The 21,308-nt window shown below is 59.6% G+C and carries 15 protein-coding genes; 8 read left to right on the top strand and 7 right to left on the bottom strand.

The window, feature by feature from the left end:
* Positions 1 to 138: 138 nt before the first annotated feature.
* Positions 139 to 1,428, bottom strand: coding sequence for a glycosyltransferase (locus CAF74_RS06515; protein WP_085745747.1), 1,290 nt, complete (start codon positions 1,426 to 1,428; stop codon positions 139 to 141).
* A 165-nt stretch (positions 1,429 to 1,593) separates the two neighbouring features.
* Positions 1,594 to 1,959, bottom strand: coding sequence for a response regulator (locus CAF74_RS06510; RefSeq protein WP_085745746.1), 366 nt, complete (start codon positions 1,957 to 1,959; stop codon positions 1,594 to 1,596).
* A 265-nt stretch (positions 1,960 to 2,224) separates the two neighbouring features.
* On the opposite strand from CAF74_RS06510, the gene CAF74_RS06505 reads away from it, so the two are divergent.
* From CAF74_RS06505 to CAF74_RS06485, 5 genes are read left to right on the top strand one after another with little or no spacing between them, the layout of a single operon-like run.
* Positions 2,225 to 5,716, top strand: coding sequence for a response regulator (locus CAF74_RS06505; RefSeq protein ID WP_085745745.1), 3,492 nt, complete (start codon positions 2,225 to 2,227; stop codon positions 5,714 to 5,716).
* On the top strand, positions 5,716 to 6,549 hold the full coding sequence (locus CAF74_RS06500) for a protein-glutamate O-methyltransferase CheR (protein ID WP_085603817.1): 834 nt from the start codon (positions 5,716 to 5,718) through the stop codon (positions 6,547 to 6,549). Before CAF74_RS06505 ends, CAF74_RS06500 begins: the two co-directional genes overlap by 1 nt.
* Positions 6,546 to 7,139 carry a chemotaxis protein CheB gene (locus CAF74_RS06495; protein ID WP_085745744.1) on the top strand — a complete coding sequence of 198 codons (594 nt, stop codon included), beginning with the start codon at positions 6,546 to 6,548 and terminating at the stop codon, positions 7,137 to 7,139. The genes CAF74_RS06500 and CAF74_RS06495 overlap by 4 nt, the downstream gene beginning before the upstream one ends.
* Positions 7,133 to 8,347 (top strand): hybrid sensor histidine kinase/response regulator, encoded by a 1,215-nt coding sequence (locus tag CAF74_RS06490; protein ID WP_085603811.1) that lies wholly within the window; start codon positions 7,133 to 7,135, stop codon positions 8,345 to 8,347. Before CAF74_RS06495 ends, CAF74_RS06490 begins: the two co-directional genes overlap by 7 nt.
* Positions 8,348 to 8,391: 44 nt before the next feature.
* Positions 8,392 to 8,769: a response regulator gene (locus CAF74_RS06485; RefSeq protein WP_007954537.1), complete on the top strand. Its 378-nt coding sequence runs from the start codon at positions 8,392 to 8,394 to the stop codon at positions 8,767 to 8,769.
* 13 nt (positions 8,770 to 8,782) lie between these two features.
* Here the strand turns inward: CAF74_RS06485 and CAF74_RS06480 are convergent, their stop codons facing one another.
* The 3 genes from CAF74_RS06480 to CAF74_RS06470 form a co-directional block, all read right to left on the bottom strand.
* Entirely contained in the window at positions 8,783 to 10,453 is a 1,671-nt protein-coding gene (locus tag CAF74_RS06480; protein WP_085745743.1) for an ATP-binding protein, read from the bottom strand.
* Positions 10,450 to 11,952, bottom strand: a complete 1,503-nt coding sequence (locus CAF74_RS06475) for an ATPase domain-containing protein (protein WP_085603805.1) — start codon at positions 11,950 to 11,952, stop codon at positions 10,450 to 10,452. The genes CAF74_RS06480 and CAF74_RS06475 overlap by 4 nt, the downstream gene beginning before the upstream one ends.
* Before the next feature lie 127 nt (positions 11,953 to 12,079).
* A complete protein-coding gene (locus CAF74_RS06470; RefSeq protein WP_085745742.1) occupies positions 12,080 to 13,135 on the bottom strand; it encodes a tetratricopeptide repeat protein in 1,056 nt (351 codons plus the stop codon).
* A gap of 192 nt (positions 13,136 to 13,327) precedes the next feature.
* On the opposite strand from CAF74_RS06470, the gene CAF74_RS06465 reads away from it, so the two are divergent.
* From CAF74_RS06465 to CAF74_RS06455, 3 genes are read left to right on the top strand one after another with little or no spacing between them, the layout of a single operon-like run.
* Entirely contained in the window at positions 13,328 to 15,463 is a 2,136-nt protein-coding gene (locus tag CAF74_RS06465; RefSeq protein ID WP_085745741.1) for an FUSC family protein, read from the top strand.
* Positions 15,453 to 15,653 carry a DUF1656 domain-containing protein gene (locus tag CAF74_RS06460; RefSeq protein WP_085745740.1) on the top strand — a complete coding sequence of 67 codons (201 nt, stop codon included), beginning with the start codon at positions 15,453 to 15,455 and terminating at the stop codon, positions 15,651 to 15,653. Before CAF74_RS06465 ends, CAF74_RS06460 begins: the two co-directional genes overlap by 11 nt.
* Before the next feature lie 4 nt (positions 15,654 to 15,657).
* Entirely contained in the window at positions 15,658 to 16,638 is a 981-nt protein-coding gene (locus tag CAF74_RS06455) for an HlyD family secretion protein (RefSeq protein WP_085745739.1), read from the top strand.
* A gap of 59 nt (positions 16,639 to 16,697) precedes the next feature.
* Here the strand turns inward: CAF74_RS06455 and CAF74_RS06450 are convergent, their stop codons facing one another.
* Entirely contained in the window at positions 16,698 to 18,119 is a 1,422-nt protein-coding gene (locus tag CAF74_RS06450; protein WP_085745738.1) for an efflux transporter outer membrane subunit, read from the bottom strand.
* The gene (locus CAF74_RS06445) at positions 18,116 to 21,307 is read right to left on the bottom strand and encodes an efflux RND transporter permease subunit (RefSeq protein ID WP_085745737.1); all 3,192 of its coding nucleotides are present in this window, start codon (positions 21,305 to 21,307) and stop codon (positions 18,116 to 18,118) included. The genes CAF74_RS06450 and CAF74_RS06445 overlap by 4 nt, the downstream gene beginning before the upstream one ends.
* Position 21,308 lies beyond the last annotated feature (1 nt).

Raw genomic sequence — 21,308 nt, 5'->3', positions numbered from 1 at the left:
CACTAGTTGATTGATTGCACCACTTTCAAATGATGAGAGTGGTGAAGGCAGGATGTTTATAGTGTTTAATTTGTTTATTTGCCAACGATGGATTGATGCAATTTATTGGCTCTTGTGTTTATACATTTCGAGAGCGAATTACTTGTTCAGGTTTTTTGCTTCAATCCACTGCGCCATGTATTGCGTACTTTTATGTGAATGATGTCGCAGCATGCTGCCGGTGAAATTGTTCTTTCTTAGTTGGGCAAGATTTTTACGGCAGTCCAACAGTTTATTGATTAATGCCGGACCATGTATCGCTTGCTGATAAACGTCCTCGAGTAGCGTTTGCCCATGGGACCGGGCCGCTTGCCAGGCAATGTCATCGCTATAAAGCTTCACTGCGGCATTGGCCAGATCCTGCGCGGTGCGGCAGATCGCCCCCGGCCATGGCTGATCGGTATGCATGCCTTCAGCCCCGATCGGCGTGGTGACACTCGGTGTGCCGCAGAGCATGGCATCAATCAATTTGCCCTTGATTCCGGCGCCAAAACGCAAGGGCGCCAGGCAGATGCGCGCATCGGACATGACCTGCAACGCATCCTCGGCCCAGTTCATGATGTGAAAACCCTGCGCGGCATTGTGCAGTGCTGCTGCCTTGGGCGGCGTGTAGGCGCCGTACAGATGTAATTGGGCTTTTGGCAGTTGCTCGCGGATCAGCGGCCAGACGGTGGATTTCATCCACAACACGGCGTCCCAGTTCGGCGCGTGACGGAAGTTGCCGATACTGAGGAAATGCGCGCGCTCCTCGAAGGGTTTCGCTGGCGTACTTGGTGGCTCGACCATCAAGGGACACCAGTGCAACAGCTCGGGCGGCAGCTTGAACTGCTGCACCAGCAACTCGATTTCCACCTGCGAGATCATCAGGTTCAGGTCGCAGCGATACAGGGCGGCGATCTCGCGTTTGGCCAGATCGGTGTCCGCCATCAGCTCGAACTCTTCAGCCAGCGCCGGGGCAAATAGCTCAGCGAAGTCGTTGGCGTCATCGCTGAGCTTCAGCCGGTCCTTCAACCGCTGATGCCGTGCATGCCGCAAGCTTTGCAGGTCCGAGGTTTCCAGTACCCGCAGGGCATCGGGGCAATGTTTCTCCACGCGCCAGCCGAATTGTTCTTCGATCATGAACTGGTCGAACAACACGATATCCGGCATCAGTTCGCTGATGAATGTGTCGAAACTGCTGTTGTTCAGTTCGATCGGGACTTCGCGGATGCCCAGCGCGGTCAGGTCGGCGCGGTGTTCGCCAGTGCCGGCCGGGCTGGCAAAAGTGATTTGCCAGCCCTGTTGCAGGAACGTCTCGAGAATCTGCATCACATGCCCGCTCGCAGCGGAGGAGCGGGGTTCCGGCCAGACGTAACCAATGACGAGGACTTTGGTTGCGGGCTGACTCATGAGAAACGGTTCCTGAAACGAAGAGACGGAAAAAAGGCGCGCGGATTAGACCATAATCCACGTGTCGGGTGATCCGTTTTTATTGGGTGTGCATCGGGCAAGACCGAGCAAGAAGACCACCGGCAGGGCGCGTGACAGCGTCATTCAGGTATTGAAGTCTCGCGTTCAGGATTGCCCGAGTACGGATTTGACCTTGTCACGCAGTTGATCAATGGAAAAAGGCTTGCCGATTACGTGCATGTCCTTCGGTACTTCAATCGTTTCTGCATAACCGCTGGCAAACAGAATCGGCAGGGCGGGGCGAATGTTGCGGGCTTCGGTGGCCAGTTGACGGCCATCCATGATCGGCAGGCCGACGTCGGTCATCATCAGGTCGATGTGCTGGTTCACGTCCTTGAGGATTTCCAGCGCCTGTTCGCTGCCGTCCGCTTCCAGGACCTTGAACTCCAATTCCTCCAGCACGTCGACGATCAGCATGCGCACGATGGCATCGTCTTCTACTACAAGGATGGTGGACACAGGGCTGGACATAATGGCGGCTCTCAAGAATGGGGGACGGGGCACCGGTCGATCAAAAATGCCGGGCTCTTGCATGAGTAAGTGGCGCATAGCCACAAGTTCCCGAATGGATACAAAAAAGAATAGGCGCAAACGGGGGGGGGCAAGGATAACCGTTGGCCTTGGATTAGGCGCAGGCAATTGTGGGAAAACAGTACTAAAGCTGTGAGAAAAATGGATCCATGGTGCCGTTTTGGGGCAAACTCCCTGGTTTTCACCAGTTCGACAAGGCTGCCACATGTCCTCTCCGTCTTCGGTTGATGAGCAACGGTTTCGCAAACTCTTGAGCCGCAACGTCAGTTTGCCGTTGGGCGTCGGCGTGATCAGTGCGGTGTTTTTCATCTCATTGATCACCTATTTGTTGTCCGTGATTCAGTGGGTGGAACACACCGACCGGGTGATCAATAACGCCAACGAAGCGGTGAAACTCACCGTGGATCTGGAAACCGGCATGCGCGGGTATCTGCTCAGCGGCGACGAGCACTTCCTCGACCCGTACGAGACGGCCAAGCCCCGCATCGCCGTGGCACTGAATACCTTGCTTGAACTGACTGCCGACAATCCGGCTCAAACCGACCGCCTGCGTCGTCTTCAGGCGCTGCAAACCGAGTGGGCGACGTATGCGCAGTCGATGATCGATCTGCAACGCGCGAGCGGTGATTACAAGTCCGCGGTCAAAGCGGGGAAGGGCAAGCGCCTGACCGACGAAATACGTAAACAGTTCGAAGATGTAATTGAAACCGAGCAGTTGCTGCGAGCTTCACGCAACGAAGACGTGCGCCGCACCACGATCTGGAGCATTAGCCTTTATCTGCTGTTCGTGGCCGGCATCAGCGGTCTGCTGGCCTATGTCGGTCGGCGCGATCTGGTCAACCTGTCGCAAAGCTATGGCGCGACCCTGGCGGCGCAAGAGGCCAGTGCAAAACGTCTGGAACAGCAAGCCTGGTTGCGCAACGGCCAGACCCAGCTCGCCGAGCAAGTGCTGGGGCAACTGACGGTCAATCTGCTGGGGCGCAATATTCTGCAATTCTGCGCCCAGTACCTCGGCACCGCCGTGGCCGCGTTGTATGTGCGCGAGGAACATGGCGGCCTCAAACGCGTGGCGACTTACGGATTCTCCCGCGAACAGGAACAACAGAATCAAGTGATCTACAGCGATGAAGGCCTTGTCGGGCAGGTCGCCCAGCAGGCTCGACTGATTCGTCTCGATTCGGTGCCTTCCGACTACTTCAAGGTCAGCTCCGGCTTGGGTGAAGGCCTGCCGCACAGTGTGCTGGTGGTGCCTACCAGTGATGACGAACGAGTCAACGGTGTGATCGAGCTCGGTTTCCTGCGTCCGCTCACCGATCGCGACGTGGCGCTGCTGGAACTGATCGCCGGCAACATTGGTACGTCCATCGAAGCGGCGCGCTATCGCCAGCGTCTGCAGGAAGTGCTGGCCGAAACCCAGCAACTCAATGAAGAGTTGCAGGTGCAGCAGGAAGAGTTGAAAACCGCCAATGAAGAGTTGGAGGAGCAGTCGCGCATTCTCAAGGAATCCCAGGCCCATCTGGAAACCCAGCAAGTCGAGCTGGAACAGACCAACGAGCAACTGGCCGAACAGGCCCAGACCCTGGCCGAGCAGCGCGACGCCATGGATCAGAAGAACACCGAGCTCAATCAGGCCCAGGCACAACTCGAAGAACGCGCCGAAGAGCTGCAGCGTTCGAGCAAGTACAAATCCGAATTCCTCGCCAACATGTCCCACGAGCTGCGCACGCCGCTCAACAGTTCGCTGATCCTGGCCAAGCTGCTGGCAGAAAACCCGCAGGACAACCTCAGTGCCGAGCAGGTCAAATTTGCCGAATCGATCTATTCCGCCGGCAACGATCTGCTCAACCTGATCAACGACATTCTCGATATTTCCAAGGTGGAAGCCGGCAAACTCGAAGTGATGCCGGAAAACACCAGTGTCGCGCGCCTGGCCGATGGCCTGCGCAGCGTGTTCGAACCGTTGGCGGCGGACAAGAAACTGACGTTCACCGTCGAATTGCAGCCCGATGCGCCCATCACTCTGTTCACCGACCGCCAGCGTCTGGAACAGATAATCAAGAACCTGTTGTCCAACGCCGTAAAATTCACCGAGCAGGGCACGGTCAGCCTGACCATCGCCGGCCAGCCGGACGATCGCATCGCTTTCATTGTGCGCGACTCGGGGATCGGGATTGCGCAAGATCAGCAGGAAAGCATTTTCGAAGCCTTCCGCCAGGCCGACGGCACCACCAACCGCAAATACGGTGGCACTGGCCTGGGCCTGTCGATTTCCCGGGATCTGGCGACCTTGCTGGGTGGCTCGATCAGCGTCAGCAGCGCGCCGGGGCAGGGCAGCACCTTTACGCTGGTATTGCCGCAGCAATACAACGAACCAGGTGATACGCCGGTTGCACCGCTGACCTTCAGCCCGCCGGCCTCTGCGCCGGTCATCGCGCCTGTCGCAGCGGTTTCGCCTTTGGCGCCCGTAGACATCCCGCGCTTCAACGACGACCGCAACAAGGCACCGTTCACTACCCGCTGCATTCTGGTGGTGGAAGACGAGCCGAATTTCGCTCACATCCTCTACGACCTGGCCCATGAACTGGGCTATCAGTGCCTGGTCGCCCACGGCGCCGATGAAGGTTACGACCTGGCGAAAGAATTCGTGCCGGACGCGATCCTGCTGGACATGCGCCTGCCGGATCATTCGGGCCTGACCGTTCTGCAACGCCTGAAAGAACACGCCGAAACCCGCCACATCCCGGTGCACGTGATTTCCGTGGAAGACCGCGTCGAAGCGGCGATGCACATGGGCGCCATCGGTTATGCGGTCAAGCCGACTACCCGCGAAGAGCTCAAGGACGTGTTCGCCCGTCTCGAGGCCAAGCTGACCCAAAAGGTCAAACGCGTGCTGCTGGTGGAGGACGACGATCTGCAACGCGAAAGCATCGCCCGTCTGATCGGTGATGACGACATCGAAATCACTGCTGTCGGCCTGGCGCAAGACGCACTGGAACTGCTGCGCACGACGATCTTCGATTGCATGGTCATCGACCTGAAGCTGCCGGACATGCTCGGCAACGACCTGCTCAAGCGCATGTCGACCGAGGATATCTGCTCGTTCCCGCCGGTCATTGTCTACACAGGACGCAACCTGACCCGCGACGAAGAAGCCGAACTGCGCAAGTATTCGCGCTCGATCATCATCAAAGGCGCCCGCTCGCCGGAACGCCTGCTGGACGAGGTCACACTCTTTCTGCACAAAGTCGAATCGCAGTTGTCCCATGAACGGCAGAAGATGCTCAAGACCGCCCGCAGCCGCGACAAGGTCTTCGAGGGTCGCAAAGTGCTGCTGGTGGACGACGATGTGCGCAACATCTTCGCCCTGACCAGTGCGCTGGAAACCAAGGGTGCAGTCGTGGTGATCGGCCGTAACGGCCGTGAAGCGATTGAAAAACTGAATGAAGTCGAGGACATCGACCTGGTGCTGATGGATGTGATGATGCCGGAAATGGATGGTTTCGAAGCCACCATGGAAATCCGCAAGGATCCGCGCTGGCGCAAGCTGCCGATCATCGCGGTGACGGCCAAGGCCATGAAGGACGATCAGGAGCGCTGCCTGCAGGCGGGCGCCAATGATTACCTGGCCAAGCCCATTGACCTGGATCGCCTGTTCTCGCTGATTCGCGTGTGGTTGCCGAAGATGGAACGCATTTAGTGGAACGTAGTAATCCCGTTGAACGAAACAGTGAAATCGAACTGCGGCTGTTGATTGAGGCGATTTATCTCAAGTACAGCTATGACTTTCGCGATTACTCCGGCGCCTCGATCAAGCGCCGGGTGCAACACGCGCTGAGCCAGTTCGAGTGCGCGACCATCTCGGCCTTGCAGGAGAAAGTCCTGCACGACCCGACGGCGTTCATGCAGTTGCTGCAATTGCTGACGATCCCGGTCAGCGAGATGTTCCGCGATCCGTCGCACTTCCTGGCGATCCGTCAGGAAGTAGTGCCGCTGCTCAAGACCTATCCGTCGATCAAGATCTGGATCGCCGGCTGCAGCACCGGCGAGGAGGTCTACTCGATGGCGATCCTGCTGCGCGAAGAAGGCCTGCTCGACCGCACGATCATCTACGCCACCGACATCAACCCGCGCTCGCTGGACAAGGCCAAGCAGGGGATCTTTTCGATGGAAAACGTGCGCGCTTACACCGCCAACTATCAGCAGGCCGGCGGTCAGCGCTCGTTCGCCGACTACTACACTGCAGCCTATGGCTACGCGATTTTCGACAAGAGCCTGTGCGAGAACGTGACCTTCGCCGATCACAGCCTGGCGACCGATAGTGTATTCTCCGAAACTCAATTAATTTCGTGTCGTAACGTGTTGATTTACTTCAATAAAAAACTTCAGGATCGAGCGTTCGGGTTGTTCCATGAATCATTGTGCCACCGTGGATTCCTGGTCTTGGGCAGCAAGGAAACTTTGGATTTTTCCGGCTACTCCAACCAGTTCGAACCGCTGGTGAAACAAGAACGGATCTACCGTAAATCATGAACAGTGCAGCGGATTTGCCTCGTGTCGGGGCGATTGTGGTCGGAGCTTCCGCCGGTGGCGTTGAGGCTTTGCTGACCTTGCTTGGTTCACTGCGTGCCGGGTTCGGTCTGCCGATCATCATCGTCCTGCATTTGCCGGAAGAGCGCCGCAGCCAGCTCGCCGAGGTGTTTGCCCGGCGAGTGGCGCTGCCGGTCGCAGAGGCCATCGACAAGCAGGACATCACCCCCGGCACCGTGTATTTCGCGACGCCGGGTTATCACTTGTCGGTAGAACAGGATTTCAGCCTGTCGCTGAGCCTTGAAGACCGCCTGCATCATTCGCGGCCTTCGATCGACTTTCTGTTCGAATCCGCCGCCGATGCCTATGGGCCGGCGCTGGCCGCCGTGTTGCTGACCGGCGCCAACCACGATGGCGCACGGGGCCTGGCGCAAGTCAAACGCCTGGGCGGCCTGACCATCGTGCAGGACCCCGACGAGGCGCAGGTCGCCACCATGCCTCGCGCGGCACTGAAAACGCATCAACCGGATTACATCCTTCCCATAAACGGCATCGGCCGTCTGCTTGTCGAGCTGGAACGAATCGCATGCTGAGTAATATCCAGGCAAAACTGCTGATCGTCGACGATCTGCCCGAGAACCTGCTGGCCCTCGAAGCGCTGATCAAACGTGAGGATCGCACCGTCTACAAAGCATTGTCGGCGGACGAAGCACTGTCGCTGCTGCTGCAACACGAATTCGCCATGGCCATCCTCGACGTGCAGATGCCCGGCATGAACGGCTTCGAGCTGGCCGAGCTGATGCGTGGTACCGAGAAAACCAAAAACATCCCGATCATCTTCGTCAGCGCCGCCGGCCGTGAACTCAATTACGCGTTCAAAGGCTATGAAAGCGGTGCTGTGGACTTCCTGCACAAGCCGCTGGATATCCATGCGGTGAAGAGCAAGGTCAACGTCTTCGTCGACCTGTACCGCCAGAGCAAGGCGATGAAGCAACAGGTCGAAGCCCTGGAGCAGAGTCGTCGCGAACAGGAAGCGCTGCTGCAGCAACTGCAAAGCACCCAGGGCGAACTGGAGCAGGCGGTGCGCATGCGTGACGATTTCATGTCGATCGTCGCCCACGAAGTGCGCACGCCGCTCAACGGCCTGATCCTCGAGACCCAACTGCGCAAGATGCACCTGGCCCGGGACAACGCCGCCGCGTTCACCCTCGACAAGATGCACGCCATGGTCGACCGCGACGAGCGCCAGATCAAAAGCCTGATCCGGCTGATCGAGGACATGCTCGACGTGTCGCGGATCCGCACCGGCAAGCTGTCGATCCGACCGAGTCGCTTCGATCTCGCGCAACTGGTGGGCACTCTGCTGGAGAATTTCGCCCAGCAGATCGAAGCTGCCGAGACCGAAGTCAGCTTCACCGCGACCGAGCCGGTGGAAGGGCAGTGGGATGAATTCCGTATCGAGCAGGTGGTGTCGAACCTGCTGACCAACGCGTTGCGTTATGGCGGCAAAAGTCCGATCCAGGTTCGGGTTTATCGCGAAGGCAATGAGGCTCGGGTCGAAGTTCAGGATCAGGGCATCGGCATCAGCGAGGAGAACCAGAAACGCATTTTTCAACAGTTCGAACGGGTCTCCGCCAAGACGGTGGTGGCCGGCCTCGGGCTGGGTCTGTTCATTTCCGAGCAGATCGTCGCCGCCCATGGCGGCTCCATCGTCGTCGAAAGCAAGATCAACGAGGGCGCCCTGTTTCGCGTTTGTCTGCCGCTCCAGGAAAACGGCAAAACAAACGCAACCTCTGAGTGACCACACGGTCGTATCAGCAGCTATTGACCGAACAAAGGCTTCCCATGAGCGTAGATGCACAAGATGTAGTACTCGTCGTCGAGGACGAACCGGTGATCCTGATGGTCCTGACCGATTACTTGTCAGGCCAGGGCTATCGCGTATTGCAGGCCGAAAACGGCGAGCAGGCGTTCGAGATTCTGGCGAGCAAGCCGCATCTGGACATGTTGATTACTGATTTCCGCCTGCCTGGCGGGATCTCCGGCGTGCAGATCGCCGAGCCTGCCGTCAAATTGCGCCCGGATCTGAAGGTGATCTTCATCAGCGGCTATCCGCAGGAAATCCGCGAGACCGGCAGCCCGATCACTCGTCGGGCACCGATCCTGGAAAAACCGTTCGATCTGGATGTGTTGCAGGAGAAGATTCAGGAACTGCTGGCCTGAGGCGTCAACCGCCTCAGCTCTTGATCATTTCCCGCACCTTCGCCGTCAACAGATCGAAGGTGAACGGCTTGGTGATCATCTGCATGCCAGAGTCGAGGAAGCCGCCGCGCACCGCCGCGTGCTCGGCATAACCGGTGATGAACAGGACCTTCAAGTCTGGCCGGTATTGCCGGCCGATTTCCGCCAGCTGCCGACCGTTCATGCCCGGCAGGCCGACGTCACTGATCAGCAGATCGATGCGTTGCTCCGAATCCAGAATCGGCATGGCACCGTCAGCGTCGCCGGCCTCGACAAACCTGTAACCCAATTCACTCAATACCGCACTGACCAGCACGCGCACGGCCGGGTCGTCCTCGACAATCAATACGGTTTCGCCTTCCACGGCGTCCGGCGCCTGCTCCATGTCAACCGGTGCGTGAGGCAGTGATTCACCCTGGAAGCGCGGCAGATAGAGTTTGACTGTGGTGCCCTCATCGATTTTGCTGTCGATCGACACATGACCACCGGATTGCTTGCTGAAGCCATAAATCATCGACAGACCCAGCCCCGTGCCCTGGCCGATTGGCTTGGTGGTGAAAAACGGGTCGAACGCGCGATTGATGACACTTTCCGGCATGCCGCAGCCATTGTCAGTCACGCTCAATACGACGTAATCACCGGGCTCAAGATTGCTATAGGTCGCGGTGTAGTCGCGATCCAGCACCTGATTCTTCGTCTCGACCACCAGATTGCCGCCGTCGGGCATTGCGTCGCGCGCGTTGATGACAAGGTTGAGCAGGGCGCTTTCCAATTGATTGGGGTCGGCCTCGGCCACCCACAATTTTTCGTGCAGACGCATGTCCAGCTGAATGCTTTCGTTGAGGCTGCGTTGCAGCAGCTCGCCCATCGACTGCACCAGATCGTTCATATGCACGGCTTTGGAGTCCAGCGACTGGCGACGGGAAAACGCCAGCAGCCGATGGGTCAGGCCGGCGGCGCGGTTGGCCGAAGTCACACCGAGGTCGATCAGGCTGTCGAGATCATCCAGGCGGCCACGGGCCAACCGACGGCGTAGCAATTCAAGACTGCCGATGATGCCGGTCAGCATGTTGTTGAAGTCGTGGGCGATACCGCCGGTGAGCTGGCCGACCGCTTCCATCTTCTGCGACTGTCGAAGGGCTTCCTCGTTGTGCCGCAGCTGTGCGGTGCGCTCTTCGACTTGTTGCTCGAGGGTTTCGAGGGTCGATTGCAGGCGCCGTTCGCTATTGCTCAGATCGATCAGGCGATCGCGGGCTTCGTATTGTCGTCGTCGCCCGCGCAGGGCGGTGGAAATGAGGCTGACCAACGTTGCCGGATGAAAAGGGCGTTCAAGGAACGTCACGTTGCCCAGTAATTTGCTGAGCTGCGACGAGGGCCCTTGTTCGGATCCTCCGTGATGGGTGAGCAAGACAATTGGCAAGTCAGACCACGCCGGTTGTTGCTCCAGGTACAGCAGCAGGCCTTCGAGTTCCGGACCATTCAGGGCCTCGGCCGCGATCAGCAGCAGCCCGGCGCCAGGCTCGAGTTCGGTGCACAGGGTGGCCAGATCGGGCGTGATCAGGCCACCGTATCCGGCCTCGTTGAGGATCATCAGCGCCACTTGGCTGTCGCGACCCTGGGGCGCAAGAATCAACGCCCGTTCCGACAGCGGTACGGTGAGGGTCACAAGTTGTCATCCTTGAGCAGCGGGTTACTCGCGCCGAGGTAGGTGGGGACTCCGCGCAGCACACCCTGGAAGGCTTCCAGCGGTTCACCGATGGTCATGCCTTGCTTGGAAATGCGGTATTCACGAATGGTCGATTCATGGCTGCCGGTACGTTTCTTGATGATCGAAATCGCCCGGCGTACCTTGCCGAGGGCTTCGAAATAACGCAGCAGAATCACTGTGTCGGCGAGGTAGGTAATGTCTACCGGGGCCTGCATGTCGCCGACCAGTCCATGCTGGGCGACGGTCATGAACGTCGCGGCGCCCTTGCGGTTCAGGTACAGCAACAGTTCGTGCATGTGCAATACCAGCGCGTTCTCTTCCGGCATCGCGGCCTGATAGCCGTTGATGCTGTCGATCACAACGGTCTTGATGTCACCTTCATCGACGCAGCGTCGCACCCGGTGGGAAAACTCGCCAGGAGAAAGCTCGGCAGCATCCACCTGTTCGATCAGCAGATTGCCGGTGGCCTGCAGGGCCTTGAGGTCGATGCCAATGTTATTCATGCGCTCGAACAGCAGGCCCAGTTCTTCGTCGAAAATGAACAGCGCGGCCTTTTCACCACGCGCCACGGCGGCTGCCGCGAAAATCATGGTGATCAAGGATTTGCCGGTCCCCGCCGGGCCCAGAATCAGCGTGCTGGAGCCAGTCTCGATACCGCCACCCAGCAGGGCGTCCATTTCCTTGATGCCGCTGGACAGTTGCAACCGCGGGTAATCGCCCCGGTGCTCCGCCGCCACCAGACGCGGGAAGACGTGCACGCCATCGCCCATGATGGTGAAGTCATGGAAGCCTCCGCGGTATTTCTGGCCTCGGTACTTGATCACTCGCACGCGACGGCGTTCGGCGCCATAGTTGGGGGTCAGTTCTTCGAGGCGGATCACGCCGTGCGCGACACTGTGAACGGTTTTGTCGAGGGATTCGGTGGTCAGGTCGTCCAGCAGCAATACCGTGGCGTCGTAGCGCACGAAGTAATGCTTGATCGCCAGGATCTGTCGACGGTAGCGCAGGGAGCTTTGCGCCAGCAGGCGGATTTCCGAGAGACTGTCGAGCACGACCCGCGTGGGTTTGAACCGCTCGACCACTTCGAAAATCTGCTTGGTCGCTTCGCCCAGTTCAAGATCCGAGGAGTACAGAAGGCTCTGATGATGCTCGGCGTTGAGCAGGCTTTCGGGCGGCGTCAGCTCGAAAATTTCGATGTTTTCGTTCAGTTCCCAACCGTGGGACGCCGCGCCCTGGCGCAATTCGCGCTCGGTTTCGGACAGCGTGATGTACAACGAACGTTCGCCGGCACGGGCACCGGCCAGCAAAAAATGCAACGCGACTGTGGTTTTACCGGTTCCAGGCTCGCCCTCCAGCAAGAAAACATGACTGCGGGACAAACCACCAGCCAGGATATCGTCGAGACCCTCGATGCCGGTGGCGGCTTTTGCACTGATCAACGCGTTCGATGTAGACAAAAAATGCCCTCTCATGACTAGGGGAAACGCGGCAGCGGGCGCCGGACGCCGTTTTGGCACTGCCTGTTTACTTGACCTTTTGCCGTGACGACGGTTCCGATTTTCTTGCGGGATGTCGAGAAGGCCGCTAGAGGCCTTGCTGCAAAGAGGGATCGTCCGGGTTCATCTGTTCGAGCTGCGCCAGCAGAATCTGCACGTTCTGCAACTGACCGCTTTCTTTCCAGTAGTTGATCAGCAACACCCGCGCCTTACGATCGGCAGGATGACGCTGGACGATTTCCTGCAACTGCTTTTGCGCCGCTTCCAGTTCTTCGGCGCTGTGCAGGGTCGTGGCGAGGTCGTAGCGATAGTCCTTGTTATCGGGCTCAAGCTCCACGGCTTTGGACAAACCGAGCAGGGCGTACTCGCGTTGATCGTGGTGCAGCAGCCAGAGTCCCAGCGCATGTTGCAGATAAGCCGAGTCAGGCTGGGCCTTCAATTGTCGGGCGAGCAATTGTCGCGCGGCGTCGCTCTGACCCTGACGATCGAGCACTTCGATCTGCATCACCAGCGCCGGCAGGTTGCCGGGGTCGAGACGCAAGGTCTGTTCCAGCGCTTCCTGTGCCTGTTTCAACTCGGCGTTGTGCAGATACAGGCGCGCCAGTTGCACGTAGTTGGCGGCGCTTTCCGGCTGACTCTTGAGCGCCTGCTCCCACACATCGATGCCTTGCTGGAGCGGGGCGAAATACAGGCCCAGTTGATCCGGCGACAAGCCGAGCAGGGCGTTGATTGCCGCAAAACGAACGTTCTGATCTTCATCCTCGAGCAACGGGCCGAGCAGCAGGCTGCGCTGGCCACCGGGCACCAGACCGGTCACGCTCCTGATGGCTGCCATTCGCACGTCGGGAGATTCATGCTGCAGATCGGCATCCGCCAGTTTCAAGGCTTGCGGACTCGGGTAGTTGGGCAGTTCGGCATGCAGCCAGACCCGCCGCTTGGCGGACAAATCCGGACGTCCCAGCTGTTGATACAGAACCCGCGCGGCCCCCGGCTGGCCGGCACGAGCGGCGTCCAGCGCTTCACTGTAACCATGCCTGATCGCTTCTGGCACAACCGGCACTGTGCTGCGAAAAGACAGCCAGCCAACGAGCAGGACCAACACAAGGCCGAGGCTGATGAGCAAATAGCGGCGAGACTGAGGCATGCGAATTTCCGAAACTTTCGTTTTGTAGCGGAGGTCGCAAGCTTCTGTCAGCTCGCGCCGTGAGTCAAACCCTCTGCCCGATATGGCCTACTACAGGCGTTGAATCGACCTACAGCTTGTGTCGACTCTGTTTGCCGTCATGCCCTCCATGCAGTGTCTACGCTTGCAGAAGTTGTTTCGAAGAGGCTACCCATGCAATCCCTGCTTGTTTATTTCAAGGCGGTGATCCACCCCAGCCAGGCCGTGCTGCTGTTTGGTTTACGCACCATTGCCGCCGGATTGCTGACCTTGTACCTGGCGTTCCTGTTCGACCTGGATCAGCCGAAGTGGTCGATCATGGCCGTGGTGATCATCAGCCAGCCACTGGCCGGGATGGCGCTGGCACGCAGCTTCGGGCAAATCATCGGGACAACCCTTGGCGCGGTGGTGGCGGTGGTGCTGATGGCGATCTTTCCCCAGGCGCCGTTGCCGTTCATCACGACCCTGGCGCTGTGGCTGGCCCTGTGCACGGCGCGCGGCACGTTGCTGCGCTACACCAGTTCCCAGGCGTTCGTGTTGAGCGGGTATACCGCCGTGGTGGTGGCGCTGCTGGCGATTCCGGATCAGGACGGCACCTTTCTGCTGGCGGTGACCCGGGTTACCGAAACCTTGCTGGCGGTGGCGTGCGTATGCGTGGTCAGCCTGCTGACGGCGCGGCCCGAGGCGGTATCACGCAACTATTTCGCGAAGGTCGATCAGGTGATCAAGCTCGCCGCTACCCATGCCGCCGCTGTGCTTCGCACCGAAGAAAGCGAAGCGGACTTTCAGCGTCGGCAAATGCAGCTGCTGGGGGAGATCAGCGCCCTCGAAGGCCTGCGCCGGCACTTGTATTTCGATGCTCCACGCCTGCGCAGTGCCAACAATCTGGTGCTGTTGCTGGGCAATCAGCTGATGCTGCTGACCTCGCGCCTCACCGCGTTGCGTCACCAGCGGGAACTGCTCACCGAACGCTGGGAGGGCGATCTGCCGCTGGACATCCAGCAATTGCGTGCCGAGGAGCTGGCACTGCTTGATCAGCTGGCACAGCAAGGACGCTCACTGCCAGCCGAGGTGCGGCACCAGTTCGTCGCGCTGCAACAGCAATTCGAAGCGCTGGCCTACAAGGCCGAACAACTGACGGAAGACATGAGTGCAACCCTGCGCTCGCTGGCCTGGGCATTGCGCTGGGAACAGGCGCGGCTGTTGCAGCAACTGGAGCAGATTCTCGAACTGAGCGATGCGATACAGGAAGGCCGGGAGGCCAGCTGTATGTTCCGTGGCCAGTCCAGCCCCTTGCACCTGGATTTCACGCTCGCGACGATGAACGCCATCCGCGCATTCAGCGCGTTACTGGTGGCCGGACTGATCTGGATCGAAACCGCCTGGGACGGCGCGCGGGGCGGGATGATTCTGGTGGGGATTCTGTGTTCGCTGATGGCGACGTTTCCGCGCCCGTTGGTTGCTGCGCAGAGTTACGCGCGAGGGTTGGGACTGGCCCTGGTGGTTTCGGCGTTTTATCAGTTCATGCTGGTCCCGGCGATCAGTGATTTCGAAATGTTGGCCTTGTTGCTCGCGCCTTTGCTGTATGTGATCGCGGTCGGACTGTCCAGCCCGGCCACCGCCGGTATCGGCATGGGGCTGGGGCTGTCGAGTTTCCTGATGCTCGGTCCGCAGAACGTCGGCACCGGGCAGAACACCGCCATTCAATGGTTCGAATTCGCCGGGGCCTATGTCAGTGCGGCGATGCTGGCTTTGATTGTCTACGCCTGGATCTTCCCTTTTCGCCCGGCCTTTCGAATCAGGCGCTTTTATAACGAGGCGCGGGAGCAGGTCTATCAACTGACAAAAAGCCCGGCTACCGACGAAGAGCAATTCGCCTTCGAAAGTCGAATGGTCGATCGCCTGACTTCAATGCTGGGCGTGTTACCCGCCGCCAACGATCGGGACATGCAGCGCCTGTATGAAATCAGTCTCGCCTGCGTGGCGCTGGGCGTGGCCATGCACCAACTGAGGCAACAGGCACAGAACAACGCCTTGCTCACGGACGCTTTTGGTCGGCAGCTGTCGACGGCATTGCGTCAGACCGGTCGTTTCGTCGCCGGCCGACCGGATGTGCGCCTGACACCGTTGCTGACTACGCTGCATTCGCTCGGCGATGAGCTGGATGCCTTGCATGTCGCCACCCATGAACACCTATGGTCGGTGTTTCGCATGCGAGTGGCCCTGTTGATCGTGGTGTCGTTTCTGGAGCGGCATGGCGAACATTTGCAGCCCGACCGTTCTGAAGGAGCGTCCGTCCTTGCCCATTGATTTCGAGATCGGCGGCGTTTACTTGCCTCCTATCGCCCAGGCCTTGTTGCTGGCCATACCGGTTTTTCTGCTGCTCGACTGGGGTTTGCGCCGGCTTGGCGTCCTGCGTTTTGTCTGGCATGAGGCGCTGTTCGAGGGCGCCTTGTACGCCTGCGTGTGCGCCACACTGATTTTGCTGATGGGAGCCTGAAACCTTGAAGACGTTGCTCACTCGATTGACGACCTTGGCAGTGGTGCTGCTGGCAATCGTGCTTGGCTGGTTTGCCTGGGAACATTACACCCGAGCTCCGTGGACGCGGGATGCGCGGGTGAGGGCGGATGTGGTGACGCTGTCGGCGGATGTTTCGGGCCGCATCGTCACACTGGCGGTGCAGGACAATCAGCATGTCGACAAGGGCCAGTTGTTGCTGGAGATCGACCCGGCTCGTTACAGCCTCGCGGTCGAGCATGCGAAACGCTCGGTGGAGGTCTCAAAGGCCACGCTCGGGCAGTCGCAAGCGGCGATTGTCGCCAGCGAAGCGTTGCTCAAACAGCGCCAGAGCGAAGAACGCCGGCGACGCACGCTCAAGCAAGGGTTCGCGATTTCCGGGGAGGAGTGGGAGAAGTCCAGTACTGACGTGGCGGTTGCCCAGGCCGATCTGTTGCGCAATCAGGCCAATCTCGGTCTGGCTGAAGCCAACGTGCAACTGGCGATAGCTGCATTGACCCAGGCCGAACTGGATCTGCAACGTACCCGAGTCGAAGCGCCGGTCAGCGGTTACGTCACCAATCTGCTGACCCGTCAGGGGGATTACGCGGTGGCCGGTAGCGCCCTGCTGGCACTGGTGGACAGCGGCTCCTTTTATGTCAGCGGCTATTTCGAGGAAACCAAACTGCCAAGGATCGAGGAGGGTGATCGGGTGCGGATCGAATTGATGAGCGGGGAAAAATTCGGTGGCACCGTGCAAAGCATCGCCTTCGCCATTGCCGACCGGGAAAACGCCCCGGGAAGTCGATTGCTGGCCAACATCAACCCCAGCTACACCTGGGTGAAACTGGCGCAACGGGTGCCGGTGCGGATCGGCATCGACCCTGATTACGCAGGCAAGGATCGATTGAGAGCCGGCACCACGGCGACGGTCACAGTGCTGGAAAACCGAGAAAGACAGGTACAAAAAAGCCCCGCGACCGAATGATACGCGGGGCAAAAAATTTGGTTGGTTGCGGCCAACCAAAGGAGCTCTTTAAAAACCTTTTACTTGCTGGCGACCGCCTCTGGCTGCCAACCGCCACCGAGGGCCTTGTAGATCGCGACTATGCCGCGATACAGATCCACTTCGGCCTGGGCCTGACTGTCCTCGGCGTTCAAACGTTCACGCTGGGCGTCGAGCAACACCAGGAAGTCGGTGGTGCCTTCGCGGTAGCGAATTTCGGCGAGGTCGGCAGCCTTGCGGCTTGATTCGCTCTGGCGGATCAGCGAGATCAGCCGTTGCTGACGTTTGCCGTAATCGCTGAAGGCGTTTTCCGACTCTTCCAGCGCGAGCAATACTTGCTGCTCGTAGGTCGCCAGTGCGCCTTCGGCATCGGCATCGGCGCCGCGCAGACGGGCCCGCACGCTACCGAGGTCGAACGCTGCCCAGGTGATGCTCGGGCCCAGTGCCCAGGCGTTGGCCGCCGAGGAACCGATCTGCGAACCACGTCCGGCCGTCCAGCCGAGGAAACCGCTGAGGCTGACCCGTGGGAACAGGTCGGCCTTGGCCACACCGATACGCGCCGTGGCCGAAGCCAGTCTGCGTTCGGCGCTGAGGATGTCCGGACGACGCTGCAGCAGTTCGCCCGGATCACCGATCGGCAAGGCCTTGGCAATCGCCGGCAGGTCTTTCGGGCTCAGGTCGACGGTCAGCTTGTCCGGACGTTCACCCAGCAGGGTGGCGATGCGGTTTTTCTGCCGGGCCTGTTCCGCCTGCAACTGCGGCACGCTGGCTTCGACCGACGCCAGACGGGCATCGGCCCGTTCAACATCGAGCTGATCGCCAACGCCGGCGTCACGCAGGCTGATGGTGATCTTGCGCGACTCCTGCTGGTTGTTCAGGTTGGCCAGGGCGATCTTTTCCCGAAGCTGGGCGCCGCGCAGTTGACCGTAAGCGTCCACCAGTTCGGCAATCATGGTGACTTGCAGTTGATACAGATCGGCTTCGGCCGCTTGCTGGTCGGCGTCGCTGGCTTCCAGATTGCGCTGGATGCGTCCAAACAGGTCCAGCTCCCACGCCATGTCCAGACCCAGGTCGTAGCGTTCGCTGTTGACCCGTTTGGTGGTCTGGCCCGGAATCTGACCTTTGGCCAGGTCGCTGCTGGCGCGGCTGGTGATGGTCGGCATTGCGTCGTTGCTGACGTCGTCGCGGATTGCCCGGGCGGCTTTCCAGCGGGCGAATGCCACGCGCAGTTCACGGTTGCCTTGCAGCGATTGGGTCACCAACTGGTTGAGAATCGGATCGTCGAACTGCTGCCACCAGATGCCTTCGAATTTCGAACGGTCGAAGTTCTTCTGGCCGGCGGCGCCATCGGTGGCGGACGTGATATTCGCCGCCTCCGTCGTCGGGGTCTTGTAGTCAGGGCCGACGGCGCAGGCACTCAGGGCCAGCACCAGCAGGCTCGGCAGGAAGACTTTCAGACTCATTGGTGCGCCTCCAGTGGCTTTTGAAGATTGTTCGCCTTCGCCGCTTTGCGCGCTTCGCTGCGCTCCACGAAGTTGCGGATCAGCACGTAGAACACGGGGGTCAGCAGCAGACCGAAGAAGGTCACACCGAGCATCCCGGAGAACACCGCCACACCCATGGCATGACGCATCTCGGCACCGGCACCGCTGGAGAACACCAGTGGCACCACACCCATGATGAATGCGAACGAGGTCATCAGGATCGGCCGCAGACGCAGACGGCAGGCTTCCAGTACAGCGGCCAGCGGATCGAGGCCTTCTTCCTGCTTATCCTTGGCGAACTCGACGATCAGAATCGCGTTCTTACACGCCAGGCCAACCAGTACGATCAAGCCGATCTGGGTGAAGATGTTGTTGTCGCCACCAGAAATGATCACACCGGTGATGGCCGACAGCAGGGTCATCGGTACGATCAGGATCACCGCCAGTGGCAGGCTCCAGCTTTCGTATTGAGCCGCGAGTACCAGGAACGCCAGCAATACGCAGAGCGGGAACACGAACAGCGCAGTGTTGCCGGACAGAATCTGCTGGTAGGTCAGGTCGGTCCACTCGTAGGTCATGCCGTTCGGAAGTTCATCCTTGAGCAGTTTCTCGATGGCTTTTTCGGCCTGGCCGGAGCTGTAGCCCGGAGCTGCCGCACCGTTGATTTCAGCGGTGATGAAGCCGTTGTAGTGCATCACGCGATCCGGGCCCGAGGTGTCGCTGACCTTGATGAAGGTCGCCAGCGGGATCATTTCGCCTTTGTTGTTGCGTACTTTCAGCTGGCCGATCTGGTCGGATTCGAGGCGGAACTGCTGCTCGGCCTGAACGTTGACCTGATAGGTACGACCGAAGCGGTTGAAGTCGTTGGCATACAGCGAACCCAGGTAGATCTGCAGGGTGTCGAAGATGTCGCTGACGGCCACGCCGTGGGTCTTGGCTTTTTCCCGGTCGATGGCGGCATCGACCTGCGGCACGTTCACGGTGTAGCTGGTGAACAGGTTGGCCAGTTCCGGAACGTTATGGCTCTTGGCAATAATGTTCATGGTTTCCTTGTACAGCTCTTCGTAGCCCAGGTTGCCCCGGTCTTCGATTTGCAGGCGGAAACCACCAATGGTGCCCAGACCTTGTACCGGCGGCGGCGGGAAGATCGCCATGTAGGCTTCCTGAATCCCGGCGTACTGGCCGTTCAATGCACCGGCAATCGCACCGGCAGACATGCTCGGGTCTTTACGCTCGTCGAACGGTTTCAGGGTCACGAACACGATGCCGGCGTTCGGGCTGTTGGTGAAGCCGTTGATCGACAGGCCCGGGAACGCTACGGCGCTTTCCACGCCCGGCTGTTTCAGTGCCAGGTCGGACATGCGCTTGATCACATCTTCGGTGCGGTCGAGGCTCGCGGCGTCCGGCAGTTGCGCGAAGGCCACCAGGTATTGCTTGTCCTGGCCGGGTACGAAACCGGTCGGCGTGCTGGAGAAACCGAAGAAGGTCAGCACCATCAGGCCTGCGTACAGGAAGAGGGCGATGCCGCTGCCACGGATGACCCGGCGCACGGTGCCGACGTAGCCATGGCTGGCGCGGTCGAAGAAACGGTTGAACGGACGGAACAGCCAGCCACCGAAGATCTTGTCCAGCACTCGCGAGAAACGGTCTTTCGGTGCGTCGTGACCTTTAAGCAACACAGCGGCCAGCGCTGGCGACAGGGTCAGCGAGTTGAAAGCCGAGATCACGGTCGAAATGGCGATGGTCAGAGCGAACTGCTTGTAGAACTGACCGGTGAGGCCCGAGATGAATGCCGCCGGTACGAACACCGCACACAGCACCAGCGCCGTGGCAATGATCGGGCCGGTCACTTCGCCCATGGCCTTTTTGGTCGCATCGAAGGGGTTGAGCCCCAGTTCAATGTTCCGCTCGACGTTCTCGACCACCACGATGGCGTCGTCCACCACGATACCGATCGCCAGTACCAGGCCGAACAGCGACAGGGCGTTGAGCGAGAAACCGAACAGGTGCATCACCGCAAACGTACCGATCAACGATACCGGCACCGCCACCAAGGGAATGATCGAGGCGCGCCAGGTCTGCAGGAACAGAATCACCACCAGTACCACGAGAATCAGTGCTTCGAAGAGGGTATGAACCACCGCTTCGATGGAGCCGCGCACGAAGATCGTCGGGTCATAGACGATGCTGTAGTCCATGCCTTGCGGGAAGCTTTTCTTCAGTTCTTCCATCTTGCCGCGAACTTCGTTCGAGATTTCGATGGCATTGGAACCAGGACGCTGGAAGATCGGGATCGCTACGGCCGGCTGGTTGTTCAGCAACGAACGCAGGGCATATTGGCTGGAACCCAGTTCGACGCGGGCGATGTCCTTCAGACGAGTGATTTCACCGTTATCGCCAGCGCGAATGATGATGTTCTCGAACTCTTCCTCGGAGACCAGACGGCCTTGAGTGTTGACCGACAGCTGGAAGCTCTGGGCATTCGGCGCAGGGGGCGCGCCCAACTGGCCGGCGGCCACCTGACGGTTCTGTTCGCGAATCGCGGTCACCACATCAGTCGCGGTCAGATTGCGCGAAGCGGTCTTGTTCGGGTCGAGCCATACCCGCAGCGAGTAGTCGCCCATACCGAACAACTGCACGTCACCGACACCACCGAGGCGAGCGAGCTCATCCTTGATGTTGAGAATCGCGTAGTTGGACAGGTACAGCATGTCGTAGCGTTTGTCCGGCGAGGTCAAGTGCACAACCATGGTCAGGTCGGGCGAAGCCTTGTCGACGGTGATACCGATGCGCGTCACTTCTTCTGGAAGTTTCGGCTCGGTCCGGGTCACGCGGTTCTGCACCTGCACCTGCGCGTTGTCCAGGTCAGTGCCCAGAGCGAAGGTGATGGTCAGGGTGATCTTGCCGTCAGCGGTGGACTGCGAGGACATGTACAGCATGTTCTCGACGCCGGTGATGGCTTGCTCCAGCGGAGCCGCCACGGTTTCACCGATGACTTTTGGGTTGGCGCCCGGGAAGTTGGCACGCACCACCACGGTCGGTGGCACGACTTCCGGGTATTCGCTGATCGGCAACTGGAACAGCGAAATCGCACCGGCGATCAGGATCAGCAGCGACAGCACCGCTGCGAAGATCGGTCGTGAAATGAAGAATTGGGAAAAATTCATC

This window comes from Pseudomonas sp. R45(2017) (assembly GCF_002112305.1).
Classification (GTDB): Bacteria; Pseudomonadota; Gammaproteobacteria; order Pseudomonadales; family Pseudomonadaceae; genus Aquipseudomonas; species Aquipseudomonas paraglycinae.
The sequence above is the reverse complement of the archived record's forward strand: the minus strand, read 5'-3'. Positions and strand labels throughout refer to the sequence as shown.